Genomic DNA, 16,493 nt, shown 5'->3' on the forward strand with positions numbered 1-16,493 from the left:
CACTGATGTCGGCGGCCCTTGACATCCGTAGCGTCAGCGAACATGGCCCATACGATCGATCACGCGCACGTCCTCGTCGACGACCTCGCCGCCGTCGCGGTCACGTCCGGCGGCATCCGCGTCATCCATCTCTCGGGTGTCGCGACCTGCCCCAGCGAACTGTGGCGCGTCGACGTCGTCGCGGTCGGCCGCACGCCGTTCGGCGGCGCCCCGGCCGACCGTCTCGCCATCGGCCTGCGCTCGGCCCCACCGCGGCGCCGTGGACGGTTCCGCCACGTCCGCGTCCCGTTCGAGGCGATCATCGAGGACGAGCGGACGCGCGAGGTGGAGGTGCACCTCGAGTGCCAGCCCGCGGTCGTCCTCCCGGTGCTCGAGGCCGACGACTCGTTCGGCGCGGGCGCGCGCGCGACGACGCGCCGGCGATCCCAGGTCGCGGGTCGCGCGCTGCCCGTCGGCGCGCATGCGATGGCGGATGCCGCGCGCCGCGCCTTCCGCGCACTGCGCGCCGCGTTCCCCGACCTCACGCCCCGGTTCGCGGTCGCCGTCTGACGACGCGAGCCGCCGCTGGGCGGCGGTGCGGCGCAGCTCGCCAGCTCCCCGCGCGGCGGCGCCGACCGACGGCCGGCGCCGCTGCCCGACCGCGGTCAGGTGAGCGCGAACCGCAGCTCGGCCATCGCCGGCCCATCCCAGACGGCGTCGTCGAGGTCGTCGCCGCGCACCGTGACGACCTTGCCGCCCCGCGCGATGACGAGCATCGCGAGCTCGGGCAGGAGGTCGCCGGCGTGCCGGCCGTCGGAGAGCGCATCGCCGTCACCCTGCCCCGTGGCGAACTCGATCGCACCGGATTCGTGGTCGAGCGTGCCGTTCACCGACGTGGTGAAGTCGAACCACAGCCGCTCGACGGCCCCCTCGGCGGCGAGGCGCCCGATCGCGGCGAGGTCGCGCTCGACGCGGCCGGCGCTGCCGTCGGCCAGGTCCTTCAGGGCCGTCTTCGCCTCGTTGACGTTGAGCTGCGCGAGCTGCTGGCGCAGCTCCCCGTCGATCTCGGCGGCGCCGAGCCGGTCCGAGCCGCCCTGCACGCCCACGACCCGGCGCCCGTTGTGGGCGCGGTCGAGGAAGGCGCTGAGCAGCGGCTCGGCCGCGAAGACGAACAGCGGCACCCGCCCGTCGGGGTCGTGCTCGTGCAGCTCGTGCCACACGGCGTCGGCGACGCGCTTGGCGTAGATGCCGTGGATCTCGGGACGGCGGTCGCCCTCGTTCGTGCCGCGGTCGCCGTGGCCGCCCTGGCGGCGCTGGCCGACGTCTCCCGGCACGCGGTTGGCGGCCTCGTCGACGTTGCGCGGCAGGTCGGGGTCGAGCGGCATCTGCTCGGCGCGGGCGGTCGGCAGCGCATGCCACAGCGCCCACTCGTTGGAGGACAGCGTGACCGCGAAGGCCTCCTGGTCCTGGCTCGGCGCCCGGAGCAGCTGCCCGAGCACGAAATGGGAGCCCGCATGCACCGCATCGTCGAGGCGGTTCGGCAGCACGTAGACGTCGGAGAAGCCGGGTGCGACGAAGATCGCGAGCGACCGCGAGAGGCCCGCCCACAGCGAGCGGTCGCCGAGCACGGCGTCGCGCTGGGACTTGAGGGCGTCGACCTCGCCCGGGTCGGCCCCGTCGGAACGGAGCCGGTCGATGGCCTCGTCGAAGGCGCTCTTCACGGCGACCTCCGCGCGTTCCCGCTCGCTGACCACGGGCGACGTGGCCGCGTAGATCGTGATCGCCGGGTGATGCTCCCCCGCCAGTGTCGTGAAATCGGTCGTGGTGGGCAGCTCATGGTGAACCGTCATTCGTCCCTCCCCCAGGTCCGGCGACGACGTCGTCGCGTCTCCCCAGCCTAGGAACCTCGGCGCCGAACCGACAGACCCAGTCGCCACTCGGGCGCGTCCGGGTCGCGTTCGGGCGCTTCCGGGCGCGTCCGGGTCGCGTTCGGCGCCGCGGGCACGGATGCCGCGGCGCGCCGGGACGTGCGGCGACGGGCCCGGCGTGGTCGCCGGGCCCGTCGCCCCGTGTCGCCCGATGTCGACCGCTCAGCGCCCGACCGGGTGATTCGAGCGGATGACGCCCGTGGGGTCGACGGCCTGCTTGACCGCCCGCAGCCGTGCCAGCCGTCCGTCGTCGCCGAAGAACCGCGAGCCCGTCGTCTGGCGCTCGGCGAAGTTCAGGTACTCGACGGCGGCGCGCCACGGCTCGATGCGGGAGAGCAGCCGTCCGAGCGAGGCGACGAGCGCCTCGTGGGCCTCGGGCACGGCGATGCCGACGGCGTACACGAGGTACTCGGCCTCGAGGCCGCCGACGGCGCCGGGGATCGGCAGGCCGCGGTCGGCCGCGACCTCGAGCGCGGCCGACGGGGCGAACGCCCCGCCGAGGTGGCGGATCTCCGTGGACAGCAGCGCCGTGTCGGCGTCCGGGCCGACCGCGGCGACGAACGCGCGGATCGCCTCGGCGGGCAGGTCGGCGAGCATCATGCCGTCGCCGTGCCCGGGCGTCGGGCCGGGCGGGTCCATGTGCAGCTGGAGCAGCTCGGCGGGCGCCTGCGGGTGGACGGTGTCCATGGCCGGCTCGAGGGCGCGGAGCGGCGCGAGCAGCGCGTCGGCGCGCTCGAGCTCCTCCTGGATGACGGCCTCGACGAGCACGAACGACTTCCCCGACAGGAACGGCGGGAGCTCGGGCATCGGCGGGAGGCGCAGGACGCGCCCGACGGAGGTGACGGTGTCGGGCACCGAGCGCGTCCACTCGGCCCAGGCCTGCAGCACCTCCTCGGTGCGCTCGATCGGGAAGAACAGCGCGCCGGCGACGACCTGCTCGATCTCGAACAGCCCGAACTCGAGCGCCGTGACGATGCCGAAGTCGCCGCCGCCGCCGCGGACGGCCCAGAAGAGCTCGGCGTCGTGCTGCGCGTCGACCCGGCGGAACTCGCCGTCGGCGGTCACGAGCTCGACGGCCGTGACGTGGTTGGCGGCGAGGCCGTGCGCGCGACCGAGGAAGGACACGCCGCCGCCGAGCGTGTAGCCGACGACGCCGACGTCATGCGAGGAGCCGGCGAGCGCGGCGAGCCCGTGCCGCGCGGCCGCGGCGACGACGTCGCCCCACACCGCGCCGGGCTCGACGCGCGCGAGGCGCTGGGTCGGGCGGACCTCGACGGCGCGCAGCTCGTGCGTGCGGAGGAGGATCGCGTCGGCGAGGCCGTGGTCCTCGGCGAGGGGCCCGGCGTTGTGGCCGGTCGCCTGCGGGGCGACCGCGAGGCCGAGCTCACGGGCGGCGCGAACGGTCCGCGCGACGTCGGCGACCGACGCGGCGACGACGACCGCGGCGGGCCGCTGGTCGACCGCGAGGTTCCAGGCGAGGCGGTCGGAGTCGTAGCCGGCCTCGCCCGGGAGGGAGAGGCGGCCGTCGAGGCGGTCGGCGAGCATCGCGAACGACTCGCGGAGCGACAGGGACGCGGCGGATGCCTCGGCGCCGGACGAGGCGGCCGAAGCCGGCGCGGCCGAAGCCGGGGCGGCGGTGGTCTCGGTGGCCGCCGCGGTCTCGGCAGCGACGGTCTCGGAGGCAAGCGGGTTCACTGGTGGTCCTTTCACGGGGTGATGTCGCGGGCCGGGCGGCGGCCGCCGATGCGGCCTGGTCCGACGGCCGCCCGGTTCACCGGGGGCGCTCACGACGCGACTCCAATACAACGGCGCGGGCGGGCGCCGGAGATCAGGACGATCCCGCCGATCGGCTCAGGGTTATCCCGAGGCTTCGGCCGTCTCGCGGCGGGTGCGCGCCCCGGAATAGCGAGCCCGCGACCCCGGTTGCAGGTGGGGATGTCTCCCTCCCCTCGCCTCTCGGTCCTCGATCTCGTCCCGGTGCGGAACGGCCAGTCCTCGGCCGGCGCCGTCGCGGCATCCGTCGCCCTCGCGCAGGCGGCCGACCGCCTCGGCTTCACGCGGTACTGGTTCGCCGAGCACCACAACATGCCGTCCGTCGCGTCGACGACGCCGCCCGTGCTGATCGCCGCGACCGCGGCCCGCACCGAGCGCATCCGGGTCGGGTCGGGCGGCGTGATGCTGCCGAACCACGCGCCGCTCGTCGTGGCCGAGCAGTTCGCGGCGCTCGAGGCGCTCGCGCCGGGCCGCATCGACCTCGGCATCGGTCGCGCACCGGGCAGCGATCCGGTGATCACGCAGCTGCTGCGCATCAGCGGTCCGACGGCCGACGTCGACCGGTTCCCCGACCACGTCGCCGACATCCTGAGCCTGCTGTCGCCGGACGGTGCGACCCTGCGCCTCACCAGCGGCCGCGAGTACCCGATCCAGGCGACGCCCGCCGCGACGGACGTGCCGACGCTGTGGCTGCTCGGCAGCTCCGACTACTCCGCGAAGCTCGCCGCCGAGCTCGGCCTGCCGTACGTGTTCGCGAACCACTTCTCGGGCGAGGGCCTCGAGCGGGCGCTCGAGCTCTACCGGTCCGAGTACCGGGCGAGCGAGCGGCATCCGTCGCCGCAGACGTTCCTCACGCTGAACGCGGTCGTCGCCGACACGGTCGACGAGGCCGACGCGCGGGCGCTGCCGCAGCTGCGGGCGATGGCCCGCCTTCGCCTGAACCGGCCGATGCGCGCGCTCGAGACCGTCGAGGAGGCGCAGGCCGCCCCGCGCGACTCCGACGCCGAGGACGTCATCGCACGCATGCGCTCGCGCTGGGTGATCGGCGATGCGGATGCCGCGGCATCCGCCGTGCGCGCCCTCGCCGACCGGCACGGCATCGACGAGGTGATGCTCGCCCCGGTCGCGGGCAGCCGGGCCGACGAGCCGGCGGATGCCACGCCCGGCCGCGTGCGCACGCTCGAGCTGCTCGCCGACCGCCTCGCCGACCGACCCGCCGACCGACCCGCCGACCGAAGCGCGTAGCCGCGAGCTTCAGCCGCGCTTCAGCGCGCATCCGCGAGGATGGGCGCGACGGAGGACGGTGATCGGGTGCGGCTGCTGGTGGTCGAGGACGAGACGCGCCTCGCCGAGGGCCTGAAGCGCGGCCTCGAGGCGGAGGGGTTCGCGGTCGACGTCGCCGCGACCGGCACCGACGGGCTGTGGCTCGCGCGGGAGAACCGGTACGCGGCGATCCTGCTCGACATCATGCTCCCGGGCCTCAACGGCTACCTCGTCTGCCGAGCGCTCCGCGATGCGGACGACTGGACGCCCGTGCTCATGCTCACCGCGAAGGACGGCGAGTGGGACCAGGTCGAGGCCCTCGACACGGGGGCCGACGACTACCTCACGAAGCCGTTCTCGTTCGCGGTGCTCGTCGCACGCGTTCGCGCGCTGATCCGGCGCGGTGCGGCGCCGCGGCCCGCGGTGCTCACGGCGGGCGATCTCGAGCTCGACCCCGCCACCCGCGCGGTGCGCCGCGGCGACGCTCCCGTGGAGCTGACGGCGCGCGAGTTCGCGGTGCTCGAGTTCCTCATCCGGCGGGCGGGCGAGGTGGTGGCCAAGCGCGAGATCCTCGAGGGCGTGTGGGACTTCGACTTCGACGGCGACCCGAACATCGTCGAGGTGTACATCCGGCACCTGCGGAACAAGGTCGACCGTCCGTTCGGGCGCGACGGCATCCAGACGCTCCGCGGTGCGGGCTACCGGCTGGCGGTCGACGGTGGCTGAGTCCCGGGGCCGAGCGGATGCCGCGGGCTCGCGCCGTCGTATGGGGGTGCGCGGGCGCATCACGCTCGCCGCCGCATCCGTCGTCGCGGTCGCACTCGTCATCGGCGCAGCGGTCTTCTGGTTCGTCCTGCGCGCCTCGCTCCTCGACGGGCTGCAGGCGTCGGCCGAACAGGATGCGGCGGCGCTCGCAGCGCAGGTCGAGGCGGGCGGCCGGTCCGCGCTCGGCGACCTCGGCGAGCTCGACGACGACCGCATCGTGCTCCTCGTCGACGACGGCGGCTCGGTCGTCGCGGCGAGCGAGGACGCGCCCGGCGCTGCGGCCGCGCTGCGGGACGGCGAGCGCCTGCGCGTCGACGACGAGACGTACGTCGTCGCCCGCGAGGACGCCGTCGACGGCACAGGCGACGGCGACGGAGACGGAGACGGAGACAGCGACGACGACGGCGACGACGGCGACGAGTTCGCCGTGGTCGTCGGCCGCAGCACCGAGCCCGTCGACGACACGCTCGCCACCGTCGCGCAGCTGCTGGCGGTGTCCGTGCCGGTGCTCGTCGCCCTCGTGGCGCTCACCGCGCGGGTCGTGGTGGGCCGCTCCCTCGCCCCCGTCGAGCGCATGCGCCGCCAGGTCGACGCGGTCACCGCGAGCACGCTCGCCGACCGTCTCGACGAGCCGGCGACGGGCGACGAGATCGCGCGGCTGGCCCACACCCTCAACGACATGCTCGGCCGTCTCGAGTCGGCGCAGGCGACGCAGCGGCGGTTCGTCTCCGACGCGTCCCACGAGCTGAAGTCACCGCTCGCGACCCTCCGGCAGTACGCCGAGCTCGCTCGTGCGCACCCCGAGCGGGTCGACGACCGCGAGCTCGGCGAGGTGGTGCTCGAGGAGGGCGGCCGGCTCGAGCGGCTCGTGCGGGGCATGCTCGTGCTCGCGCGCGCCGATGAGGGCGCGCTGCGTCCCGACGCCGCGGAGGTGGACCTCGACGACCTGCTGCTCGCCGAGGCCGCCCGCGTCCGCGGTGCGGGCGGGATCGCGGTGGACACCTCCGGCGTGCGGGCGACCCGGGTGCGCGGGGATGCCGCGCTGCTCGCGCAGCTCGTCCGCAACCTCGTCGACAACGCCGCGCGGCATGCGCGCTCCGGGATCGGGCTCGCCGTCTCCCCCGAGTCCGCCGACGGCGACGGCCCCGACGCCGCGCTCATCACGGTCGACGACGACGGCGACGGCATCCCGCCCGCCGAGCGCGACCGCGTCTTCGACCGGTTCGTCCGGCTCGACGACGCCCGCGCGCGCGACACCGGCGGCAGCGGCCTCGGGCTGTCGATCGTGCGCGAGATCGCGCGCGCACACGGCGGCGAGGTGCAGGTGGCGGGCGCGCCCTCGGGCGGCGCGCGCCTCTGCGTGCGGCTGCCGGGCGCGGCATCCGCTCGCTGAAACCGCGTTCAGGACGCTTCAGGCTGGCTTCAGCGCCGCCCCGCGAGTCTGGGGTCGAACCGAATGAACGGGAGGCACGACCATGAAGAAGCGCACCATCTGGATCACGTCCGCCGCGGCCGCCGGCGTGCTCGCCCTCGGCGGCACTGCGATCGCCTACGCCGCGACCGACGGCTTCGAGACGGACGAGCCCGCCGGCTCGTCGCAGGGGTCCGGATCGGAGGACGAGGCGAGCGAGCGGCTCACGGGCGCGGACCTCGAGCGGGCGACGGACGCCGCGCTGGCGGAGACCGGCGAGGGCGAGGTCGTCGACGCCGAGCGCGAGGACGACCGCGAGGGCGACCGGCCGGTCGCGTACGAGGTCGACGTGAAGCTCGACTCGGGCACGTACGTCGAGGTCTCGCTCGACGAGGACTTCGGCGTCGTGACCGTCGAGGACGACGACGCCGACGAGGACGACGACGCGGACGGCGACGACGACTGACCTCCGCATCGCGCACGACGGGGCGCCCCGGGTCCGACCCGGGGCGCCCCGTCTCGTCGTTCCCGGCCGACGCGCACGGGCCTCATAGGAAGCGCATGGGCTCGGCACAGGTCCCGCCTCGACCGATACGGCGTGATGGGTACTCCAGCACACCTACGGAGCCCCATCGTGGATCAGACCTTCCTCATCGTCGCCGTCCTCATCGTCGCCGACCTCGTCGCCGTCGCCCTGCTCGTCTTCGCCCTCTACTTCCCACGGCACCGCCGTCGCGACCTCGTCGTCGCGTACCTGACGGTCAACGTGGGCGTGCTCGCGGTCTCGATCGTGCTCGGCTCGAGCACGATCGGCGCCGGCCTCGGGTTGGGCCTGTTCGGCGTGCTGTCGATCATCCGGCTGCGGTCGAGCGAGATCGAGCAGCACGAGGTCGCGTACTACTTCGCGGCACTCGCGATCGGGCTCCTCGGCGGGCTCGGAGCGAGCCTCGGCTGGCTGATGATCGGGCTCATGGCGCTCGTGCTCGCGGTGCTCGCCGTCGGCGACCACCCGGGGCTGTTCCGTCGGTCGCGCCAGCAGGTGCTCGTGCTCGATCGGGCGTTCCACGACGAGCGCGAGCTGCACGACCACCTGGGCGCGCTGCTCGGTGCGCGCATCCGCTCCGCCCGCGTCGACGAACTCGACCTCGTCAACGACTCGACGACGGTCACGGTGCGCTTCGACGCGCCGAGGTCGAATCGAGCGGATGCCTCGGCACGCCGTCCCGCGCAGCCGATCGCCTCCGGCGTCGTCGGCGTCCCCGCCGAGGTCGACGCCCGCACGGCCCAGCACGAGGGCGCGGCTCGATGACCGCGCGGCACGCGGCATCCGTCACCCCGGAGGCCTTGGAACTGCTCGACGAGGTCGAGGGGATCGATCTCGAGGGCCTGAACGCCGAGGCCGAACTGCAGACCCGCATCGACCGCAAGTACATGCTGCCGATCGCGGCGCTGCCCCGGATCCTCGAGCGCCTGCCCGACGGCGTGCGCGTGCTCGACCTCGGCGGCACCCGGGCGAGCGCGTACGAGTCGGTGTACTTCGACACCCCCGAACTCACGAGCTTCCGCCTCGCGGCGCATGCCCGGCGGCGGCGCTTCAAGATCCGCACGCGGTCGTACCTCGAGTCCGAGGCGAGCTTCCTCGAGGTCAAGACGCGCGGCGGCCGGGCGCTCACGGTCAAGGACCGCATCGCGGTCGACCCGGCCTCGACCGACGCGCTCTCCGGGGAGGCCCGCGCGTACGCCGATCAGGTGCTCGCCGAAGCGGGCATCGGCGAGCTGGGACGCGCGAGCCTCGACCCCGTGCTCACGACCTCCTACCGACGTGCGACGCTGCTGCTCCCGGCGGAGCCGGGGCGGCACGCGAGCCGCGCAACGATCGACGTCGACCTCGCCTGGTTCGACCGCGGCGTCGACGGCCGGTTCGGACGCATGCTCCGCACGCCCGCCTCGGCGATCGTCGAGACGAAGTCCGGCTCGCAGGCCGGCGCCGTCGACCGGCTGCTGTGGGCGGCCGGACATCGGCCGATGCGCGTCTCCAAGTACGCCACGGGCCTCGCCGCCATCCGCCCCGACCTGCCGGCCAACCGCTGGACGCGGGTCCTCGACCGCCACTTCCGCACCGATTCGACCGTCCATGAAAGGACCGCACCATGACCCCCTTCGGCTTCCCCCGATCCGCCTCCGACTCCGCGTCCGCCTCCGCCTCCGCCTCCGCCGACGGCGGTGCCTCGCCCGCCACGGCCGCACGCCGCCCCCGGCTCGCGGCCGCACACGTCGCGCCGATCGTGCTCGCCGGCACGCTCGTGTTGGCCGGCTGCACGGCGACGAACACCGCGGCCACCGACGACGGGTCGTCGAGCGGCGACTCGACCGTGTCGCTCGCGGCCGCGGCATCCGTCGACCCCGGCGTCACCGCCGCCGAGGCCATGGCCATGAACGAGGACCCGCCCGGCGAGGACGGCGACGACACCTGGGACACGGCCGACGAGGTCGAGATCTCGCTCGACGGCGACACGGCGACGGTGGCCGACGACGCCGCCGGCGTGAGCATCGACGGCGACACCGTGACCATCACGGCGGCCGGCACCTACCGCCTGAGCGGCGAGCTCGCCGGCCAGGTGGTCGTCGACACCGCCGACGACGGGCTCGTGCGGATCATCCTCGACGGCGTCGACATCTCGAGCGACTCGACCGCGGCACTGGCGATCGTGAACGCCGACCGCGCGCAGGTCGTGCTCGCCGACGGTAGCGAGAACACGCTGTCCGACACGTCGAGCTACGCCGAGGACGCCGACGTCAACGCCGCGCTGTTCAGCGCGGCCGACCTCGAGATCGCCGGCAGCGGCGCGCTGACCGTGCAGGGCAACGGCAACGACGGCATCACGTCGAAGGACGGGCTGCTCATCTCGGGCGGCGAGATCACGGTCGACGCGGTCGACGACGGCATCCGCGGCAAGGACGAGGTGATGATCGAGGGCGGCACCGTCACGGTCACCGCCGGTGGCGACGGCCTCAAGGCCGACGACGCCGAGGAGGCCGACCGCGGCTATCTCGCGATCGCGGGCGGCACGGTCACGGTCGACGCGGGCGGCGACGGCCTCGACGCGGCGACCGACGTCGTGATCTGGGGCGGCTCGCTCGACGTGACCGCCGGCGGCGGGGCGAGCGGCAGCGTCTCGGAGGACACCTCGACCAAGGGAGTCACGGGCGCCGTCTCGGTGATCGTCGACGGCGGCGAGGTCGCGGTCGATGCGGCCGACGACGCCATCCACACCGATGACACGGCCCACCTCGCGAACGGCTCGATCACGCTTGCGACCGGCGACGACGGCGTGCACGCCGAGGTCGCCCTCACCGTCTCGGGCGGCACGCTCGACGTGACGACCTCGTACGAGGCGCTCGAGGCCGACGCCATCGCGATCGCGGGCGGCACGATCTCGACGACCTCGTCGGACGACGGCCTGAACGCCGGCAGCTCGCTCGAGATCTCGGGCGGCGAGCTCGTGGTCGACGCCGAAGGCGACGGCCTCGACTCGAACGGCACCATCGCGATGTCGGGCGGCGACGTCGTCGTGAACGGCCCGACCGGCCAGGGCAACGGCGCGCTCGACGTCGACGGCGGGTTCGACATCACGGGCGGCACGCTCGTCGCGGGCGGCTCGTCGGGCATGGCCGTCGCCCCCGATGCGGATGCCGCGCAGGCGTCGGTGCTCGTCGCGTTCTCGCAGCAGGTGGCCGCGGGCACCGCGCTCGAGGTCGTCTCCTCGGACGGCACGGTCGTCGCGGCCTACACGGCGACGAAGACGATCGCATCGCTCGCGGTCTCGAACGCCGACCTCGTGAACGGCGAGGCCTACACGGTCACGGCGAACGGCTCGGGCGTCGGCTCGGCGGTCGCCGGCGAGCAGGTGTCGGGCATGGGCGGCCCCGGCGGCGGCATGGGCGGCGGCGCCCCAGCGCCGCGGGGCTGACCCGCCAGGGGGCGCGGGTGGTCAGGCGAGCGAGGTCACCCGCGCCTCCCACGGCGCGAGCGGCGCATCGAACGCGCCGGGCGCGTCGGGAAGCGTGTTGGTGAGCAGCGGCAGCCCGTCCCGCCAGCGCTCCGCGACGTCCGCCGGGAACACCGGCTCGTGCTCGGCGGACGCGAGGTTCACCACGACGAGCAGCCGGTCGTCGTCGAGCACGCGCTCGAAGGCGAAGATCGCCGGGTGCCCGGCATCCACGCGCTCGAACGACCCGTGCGCCACGACGGGCCGATCATGCCGCAGCGCGATGAGCCGTCGGTAGTACTCGAAGATCGAGCCCGGGTCGCCGAGCTGCGCGGCCGCGTTGATGTCCGCGTGGTTCGGGTTCACCGCCAGCCACGGGATGCCGGTCGTGAAGCCCCCGTTCGGCGTGGCATCCCACTGCATCGGGGTCCTGGCGTGGTCGCGGCTCATCAGGCTCAGGCCGGAGAGGGCGTCGGCGGCCGCCGTGCCGCTCGCCACCTCCTCGGCGTACGCGTTCAGCGACTCGACGTCGCGGTAGTCGCCGATGTCGGCGAACGGCGCGTTCGTCATCCCGAGCTCCTGGCCCTGGTAGACGTAGGGCGTCCCGCGCAGCAGGTGGAGCATCGTCGCGAGCGCGGTGGCCGAGCTGTACCAGTGCTCCTCGGCGTCGCCGAATCGGCTCACCGACCGGGCCTGGTCGTGGTTCTCGAGGTAGAGGCTGTTCCAGCCCACGTCCTCGAGGCCCTCCTGCCACTTCGTGAGGGATGCCGCGAGCTCGCCGGGTTCGAGCGGGCGCGGATGGAACTTGCCGACGCCGTGGTCGAGCCCGACGTGCTCGAACTGGAACACCATGTCGACCTCACGCCGTGCGGGGTCGGTGAACAGGAGCGCCTCGTCCACGGTGACCCCGGGCGTCTCGCCGACGGTGATGAGCCCGTCGCGTCCGTCGAACACCTCGCGGTGCATCTCCTGCATGAACTCGTGCAGCCGCGGCCCGTTGGTGTAGAACGCGCCGCCGTCGCCGTACGCACGCCCGTCGCGGACGGGCCCGTCGGGCAGGTGCGGATGCTTCGAGATCAGGTTGATCACGTCCATCCGGAAGCCGTCGACGCCGCGGTCGAGCCACCAGCGCATCATCTCGTACACCGCGTGGCGGACCTCGGGGTTCTCCCAGTTGAGGTCGGGCTGCTTCACGTCGAAGAGGTGCAGGTAGTACTCGCCCGTCGCCTCGTCCCACTCCCAGGTGGGCCCCGAGAAGAACGACCGCCAGTTCGTGGGCTCCGCGCCGGGCGCGCCGCCGGCGAGGCCATCGCGCGGCGGGCGCCACCAGTACCAGTCGCGCTTGGGATCGTCACGGCTCGACCGGGATTCCACGAACCACGGGTGCTCGTCGGACGTGTGGTTCACCACGAGGTCCATGACGAGCCGCATGCCCCGGGCGTGCATGGCGGCGAGCAGCGCGTCGAAGTCGTCGAGCGTGCCGAACGTCGGGTCGATGTCGCGGTAGTCGCTGATGTCGTAGCCGTTGTCGGCCTGCGGCGACCGGTAGATCGGCGACAGCCAGACCACGTCGACGCCGAGGCGTTCGAGGTGGTCGAGACGGTGCAGGATGCCGCGGAGGTCGCCGATCCCGTCGCCGTCGGAGTCCTGGAAGGACCGGGGATACACCTGGTAGACCACAGCGGACCTCCACCAGTCCGGGGCGGTCGACGGATGCCTGGGCTCGCGTTCGTTCGCCATGACCCGATCCTCGCAGCATGCGCGCGCCGAGTCACGGGGTGGACGCGCCGGTCCCGGTGTGCCCCGGACACGACGATGCCCCGGGCAACTGCCCGGGGCATCCGTTGCTGCGAAGCGGCGGCCTCGGCCGAACGCCTCGCGCTGCGCGGCTCAGGCCGCGAGGCCCAGCCGACGCAGGTCGTCGCCGGAGGCGCGATGCTCCGCGCCCTCCGCGACGGTCGCCTCGCGCGGCACGCGCGCACCGTTCTGCACGCGGGCGCCCGCGCCGACGGCCGCGTACGGCCCGACGACGGCGAAGCGCCCGACGACGGCGCCGCGGCCCACGCGCGCGTTGACGCCGATCGTCGCGTTCTCGGCGACGATCGCGTCCTGTTCCACCCAGGCGCCGTGCGACAGGGTCGCTCCGCGCTGCACCTCGGCGCCGGGGTCGACGTATGCGGTCGGGTCGACGAATGCCGATGCATCCACCTTCGCGGTCGTCGCCACGAGGCCGCGACCGTTCACGTGCTTGCGGTAGCGGCGCAGGATGCCGGCATCGTCTTCGAACTCGACGTAGCTGATGCCCACTCGTCCTCCATTCGGTTCCGGGTAGGGGTTCCGGATACAGGTACAACATCGGGGCTGACCGGGGCATTCCCGGCGGCCGAGCAGGGTCGGCGCCCGGGAACGGCCGCGCCCGCGGCATCCGCCCTCGATGGGGGATGCCGCGGGCGCGACGGAAGCGGGCGAACCGTCCGGCGGATCAGTCGCCGGCGCGGGTCTCCGTGATCTCGACGTAGAAGACGAGGGTCTGGCCGCCGAGGCCGTTCGAGGACTCCTCCTCGCCGTAGCCGAGCGCCGGCGGGATCGTCACGAGCAGCTTCGTGCCGACGGGCTGGCCGACGAGCGCGGCGCCGAATCCGGGGATGACGCCCGAGATCGAGAACGGCACGGGCGCGTTGCCGAAGCTCTGGTCGAAGACCTCACCGGTCTCCCACACGACGCCCTGGTAGTCGACGGTGACGGTGTCGTCCTCGGTGACGACCTCGCCGTCGCCCTCCTCGAGGACGCTCACGAGCAGCTCGTCGGACGGCTCGGCGTCGGGGATGGTCACGGTGGGCGTGCCGTCCTCGGCGTACTCGACGGTCGGGACGTCCTCCGTCCACTCGCCGGGCACGGGCAGCTCGACGAGCTCCTGCACGTCGGTCACGATCACGAGGGTCTCCCCCGGCTCGACGCCGATGCCCTCGTTGCCCTCGTCGCCGTAGATCGACGCCGCCGGCGCGACCGTGACGACCCGCGAGCCGAGCGGCACGCAGTCGGCGCCCGCACGGAACCCGTCGTAGAGCGTGCCCTCGGCGAGCTCGAGCGTGGCGGGCTGCGAGAAGAGCTGCTCGCCCGTCGTGCCGGAGAACGCGGTGACCTGGGCGCTGACCTGGTCGCCGGGGGCGGTGTCGTCGCCGTCGCCCTCGGTCACGATGGTCCGCTGCAGCTCCTCGGCCTCGAGCGGGCTCTCGAACGTCGCCGTGGGCGTGCCGCCGAAGTCGCCGGACACCTCGATGGCGTCGCTCTGCTCGCCCGCCTCGACCTCGAGGCACGCGGCGGCGGCCTCCGACGACGTGGGCTCGGGCGTCTCACCGCCGCCGGCGCAGCCGGCGAGCAGGAGGGCGGTCACGGAGGCGAGTGCGATGGGCGCGCCACGACGCAGGGCACGATTCATGGAGGGGTACTCGATTCAGGGTTCGAACAGCAGACGTGAACCACAAGTCTGCACGGCGGAGGTCTCGATTGCCTGAGTCTTCCCGAATGCGCCCGGCCGGGCGATGATGTGGGCATGGGGGAAGCGGGATCCGAGCCCGACGTGGCGACCGTGTTCAGCGACGCGGCCGCGACGTTCACGGAGCTCGACGAGGTGCTGTGGGATCCGATCTCGCGGGCGACCGTGCTGCGGGCCGCACCGCAGTTCGGCGAACGCGTGCTCGACGCCTGCGCGGGAGCGGGCGCGTCGGCGCTGCCGACCGCGGAGCTCGTGGGGCCGAGCGGCCTCGTCGACGCCGTCGACCGCTCGGGCGCGATGCTCGACACGCTGCGGGAGCGCGCGGGCACGCACATGCCGTGGCTGCGCGTGCACGAGGCCGACGCGACGACGTGGCCGTACACGGGCTACGACCTCGTCCAGTGCGTCCTCGGCGTGTTCTTCTTCGAGGACGTCCCCGCCGGCGTCGCGCATCTCGTGCAGTGCGCGCGACCGGGCGGGCGGGTCGCGGCGACGGTGTGGGCGGATGCCGCGTTCGAGCCGCTGCCCGGACTGCTCGCCTCGGTGCTGCCCGACGACGAGCGCGTGCCGAGCCTCGACGAGGACGACGGGCCGGTGATGCCCGGTGCGGGCACGGCGGGCGGCTTCGCCCACTGGCTCGCCGAGCGCGGGCTCGTGGACGTTCGCGCCGAGGCCGTGCCGAGGCATCTCGACCTCACCCCGGAGATCGCGTGGGCGCTCGTGGTCGGCACCGGCCTTCGGGCGGTGCTCGGCGACCTCGACGACGAGGCGGTCGAGGGCGTGCGCGAGCGGTACCTCGCCGCGATCGCGGAGCACGACGTGACCTCCGTCGACATCACGACGCTCGTCGCGGTCGGCCGGCGCCCGGATGACGGGGCCGGGCCCGAGGACGCAGGGCTCGCCGACGCGGCGGAGCCCGACTCGGCGGAGCCCGACGCGGGAGCGGCCGCCGAGCAGCCCTGACCCGCTACGCCCCGCCGCCCGGCTCCGGCCCGGTCGCGACCGGCCGCTCGGCCCGGTTCGACCACTGGCTGAAGGACCCCGGGTAGAGGGCGGCCTCGATGCCCGCGAGCTCCAGGGCTGCGACCTCGTGCGCGGCCGTGACGCCCGAGCCGCAGTAGACGGCGACCGGATGCGCGCCGTCCACGCCGAGCGCGGCGAACCGGACCCGCAGCGCCTCGACCGGCAGGAACCGCCCGCCGGCCCCGACGTTCTCGGCGGTGGGGGCCGACACGGCGCCCGGGATGTGGCCCGCGCGCGGGTCGATCGGCTCGACCTGCCCCCGGTACCGCTCCCCCGCGCGGGCGTCGAGCAGCACGCCGCCCGCGGCGGCGCCGAGGGCGTCCGCCTCGTCGAGGTCGATCACTGGCATCGCGCCGAAGCGCGCGGTCGCGTCGCCCGGCTCGGGCACGACGTCGCCCTGCTCGAGCGACAGCCCGGCCCGGCGCCACGCGGCGAGCCCGCCGTCGAGCATCCGCACGTCGCCGAAGCCCGCGTGCCGCAGCAGCCACCACGCGCGCGCCGCCGACATGCCGGACGCGTCGTCCGTCACGACCGCCGTGTCGCCCTCGCGCAGGCCCCAGCGGCGCATCGCCGCCTGGAACGCCGCCTCCGAGGGCAGCGGATGCCGTCCCTCGCCGCTCGCGGCGTGGTCGGCGAGCTCGCCGTCGAGGTCGACGTAGACCGCGCCGGGAACATGCCCCTCGCGGTATGCGCCGCTGCCGTCGGGTTCGGCGAGCGTCCAGCGGACGTCGAGCACCCTGGTGCGCGGTGCTCCCTGCGCGGCGTCGCGCTCCCCCTCGAGCCGGGCGGCGAGGTCGACGGGATCGATGAGGATCGGCATGCGTCCATCCTCCCAGCCAGGCCGTGGCGAGGCATCCGCTCGCCCG

General features: G+C 74.3%; 15 protein-coding genes. 9 read left to right on the plus strand and 6 right to left on the minus strand.

Features of this window, described 5'->3' with window-relative positions; all coding sequences use genetic code 11:
- Positions 1–42 precede the first annotated feature (42 nt).
- The gene (locus ACQ393_RS14185) at positions 43–549 is read left to right on the plus strand and encodes a hypothetical protein (protein ID WP_430647510.1); all 507 of its coding nucleotides are present in this window, start codon (positions 43–45) and stop codon (positions 547–549) included.
- 95 nt (positions 550–644) lie between these two features.
- Here the strand turns inward: ACQ393_RS14185 and ACQ393_RS14190 are convergent, their stop codons facing one another.
- Entirely contained in the window at positions 645–1,829 is a 1,185-nt protein-coding gene (locus tag ACQ393_RS14190; protein WP_430647512.1) for a hypothetical protein, read from the minus strand.
- A 240-nt stretch (positions 1,830–2,069) separates the two neighbouring features.
- Positions 2,070–3,602, minus strand: a complete 1,533-nt coding sequence (locus tag ACQ393_RS14195; RefSeq protein ID WP_430647513.1) for an FAD-binding oxidoreductase — start codon at positions 3,600–3,602, stop codon at positions 2,070–2,072.
- 240 nt (positions 3,603–3,842) lie between these two features.
- On the opposite strand from ACQ393_RS14195, the gene ACQ393_RS14200 reads away from it, so the two are divergent.
- From ACQ393_RS14200 to ACQ393_RS14230, 7 genes are all read left to right on the plus strand, one after another.
- Positions 3,843–4,925 (plus strand): LLM class flavin-dependent oxidoreductase, encoded by a 1,083-nt coding sequence (locus ACQ393_RS14200; RefSeq protein ID WP_430647514.1) that lies wholly within the window; start codon positions 3,843–3,845, stop codon positions 4,923–4,925.
- Between the two features lie 66 nt (positions 4,926–4,991).
- Complete coding sequence (locus tag ACQ393_RS14205; RefSeq protein ID WP_430647594.1) at positions 4,992–5,669, plus strand: response regulator transcription factor; 678 nt, start codon at positions 4,992–4,994, stop codon at positions 5,667–5,669.
- Positions 5,662–7,101, plus strand: a complete 1,440-nt coding sequence (locus ACQ393_RS14210) for a sensor histidine kinase (RefSeq protein WP_430647515.1) — start codon at positions 5,662–5,664, stop codon at positions 7,099–7,101. The genes ACQ393_RS14205 and ACQ393_RS14210 overlap by 8 nt, the downstream gene beginning before the upstream one ends.
- Before the next feature lie 82 nt (positions 7,102–7,183).
- A complete protein-coding gene (locus ACQ393_RS14215; protein ID WP_430647516.1) occupies positions 7,184–7,585 on the plus strand; it encodes a hypothetical protein in 402 nt (133 codons plus the stop codon).
- Positions 7,586–7,753: 168 nt separating this feature from the next.
- Positions 7,754–8,428, plus strand: a complete 675-nt coding sequence (locus ACQ393_RS14220) for a DUF4956 domain-containing protein (RefSeq protein WP_430647517.1) — start codon at positions 7,754–7,756, stop codon at positions 8,426–8,428.
- On the plus strand, positions 8,425–9,273 hold the full coding sequence (locus ACQ393_RS14225; protein WP_430647518.1) for a polyphosphate polymerase domain-containing protein: 849 nt from the start codon (positions 8,425–8,427) through the stop codon (positions 9,271–9,273). The genes ACQ393_RS14220 and ACQ393_RS14225 overlap by 4 nt, the downstream gene beginning before the upstream one ends.
- Positions 9,270–11,090 carry a carbohydrate-binding domain-containing protein gene (locus tag ACQ393_RS14230; RefSeq protein ID WP_430647519.1) on the plus strand — a complete coding sequence of 607 codons (1,821 nt, stop codon included), beginning with the start codon at positions 9,270–9,272 and terminating at the stop codon, positions 11,088–11,090. Before ACQ393_RS14225 ends, ACQ393_RS14230 begins: the two co-directional genes overlap by 4 nt.
- A 21-nt stretch (positions 11,091–11,111) precedes the next feature.
- Here ACQ393_RS14230 and ACQ393_RS14235 read toward each other — a convergent pair whose 3' ends face one another.
- From ACQ393_RS14235 to ACQ393_RS14245, 3 genes are all read right to left on the minus strand, one after another.
- Positions 11,112–12,848 carry a glycoside hydrolase family 13 protein gene (locus ACQ393_RS14235; protein ID WP_430647520.1) on the minus strand — a complete coding sequence of 579 codons (1,737 nt, stop codon included), beginning with the start codon at positions 12,846–12,848 and terminating at the stop codon, positions 11,112–11,114.
- Between the two features lie 150 nt (positions 12,849–12,998).
- Positions 12,999–13,415: a transferase gene (locus ACQ393_RS14240; RefSeq protein WP_430647521.1), complete on the minus strand. Its 417-nt coding sequence runs from the start codon at positions 13,413–13,415 to the stop codon at positions 12,999–13,001.
- Between the two features lie 175 nt (positions 13,416–13,590).
- Positions 13,591–14,547 (minus strand): FKBP-type peptidyl-prolyl cis-trans isomerase, encoded by a 957-nt coding sequence (locus ACQ393_RS14245; protein WP_430647522.1) that lies wholly within the window; start codon positions 14,545–14,547, stop codon positions 13,591–13,593.
- Positions 14,548–14,661: 114 nt separating this feature from the next.
- Here ACQ393_RS14245 and ACQ393_RS14250 point away from each other — a divergent pair, with 114 nt between their 5' ends.
- Positions 14,662–15,567 (plus strand): class I SAM-dependent methyltransferase, encoded by a 906-nt coding sequence (locus ACQ393_RS14250; protein WP_430647523.1) that lies wholly within the window; start codon positions 14,662–14,664, stop codon positions 15,565–15,567.
- A 4-nt stretch (positions 15,568–15,571) separates the two neighbouring features.
- On the opposite strand, the gene ACQ393_RS14255 is transcribed toward ACQ393_RS14250, so the two are convergent.
- Positions 15,572–16,447, minus strand: coding sequence for a sulfurtransferase (locus ACQ393_RS14255; RefSeq protein ID WP_430647524.1), 876 nt, complete (start codon positions 16,445–16,447; stop codon positions 15,572–15,574).
- Positions 16,448–16,493 lie beyond the last annotated feature (46 nt).

The organism is Agromyces sp. GXS1127, assembly GCF_050565425.1.
Taxonomy (GTDB): Bacteria; Actinomycetota; Actinomycetes; order Actinomycetales; family Microbacteriaceae; genus Agromyces.

Excerpts from the sequence above, each read along its gene's own strand:
- ACQ393_RS14235 (WP_430647520.1), bottom strand. The coding sequence starts at position 12,848 with ATGGCGAACGAACGCGAGCCCAGGCATCCGTCGACCGCCCCGGACTGG.
- ACQ393_RS14225 (WP_430647518.1), top strand. The coding sequence starts at position 8,425 with ATGACCGCGCGGCACGCGGCATCCGTCACCCCGGAGGCCTTGGAACTG.
- ACQ393_RS14250 (WP_430647523.1), top strand. The coding sequence starts at position 14,662 with ATGGGGGAAGCGGGATCCGAGCCCGACGTGGCGACCGTGTTCAGCGAC.
- ACQ393_RS14255 (WP_430647524.1), bottom strand. The coding sequence starts at position 16,447 with ATGCCGATCCTCATCGATCCCGTCGACCTCGCCGCCCGGCTCGAGGGG.
- ACQ393_RS14190 (WP_430647512.1), bottom strand. The coding sequence starts at position 1,829 with ATGACGGTTCACCATGAGCTGCCCACCACGACCGATTTCACGACACTG.
- ACQ393_RS14185 (WP_430647510.1), top strand. The coding sequence starts at position 43 with ATGGCCCATACGATCGATCACGCGCACGTCCTCGTCGACGACCTCGCC.
- ACQ393_RS14215 (WP_430647516.1), top strand. The coding sequence starts at position 7,184 with ATGAAGAAGCGCACCATCTGGATCACGTCCGCCGCGGCCGCCGGCGTG.
- ACQ393_RS14230 (WP_430647519.1), top strand. The coding sequence starts at position 9,270 with ATGACCCCCTTCGGCTTCCCCCGATCCGCCTCCGACTCCGCGTCCGCC.
- ACQ393_RS14200 (WP_430647514.1), top strand. The coding sequence starts at position 3,843 with ATGTCTCCCTCCCCTCGCCTCTCGGTCCTCGATCTCGTCCCGGTGCGG.
- ACQ393_RS14245 (WP_430647522.1), bottom strand. The coding sequence starts at position 14,547 with ATGAATCGTGCCCTGCGTCGTGGCGCGCCCATCGCACTCGCCTCCGTG.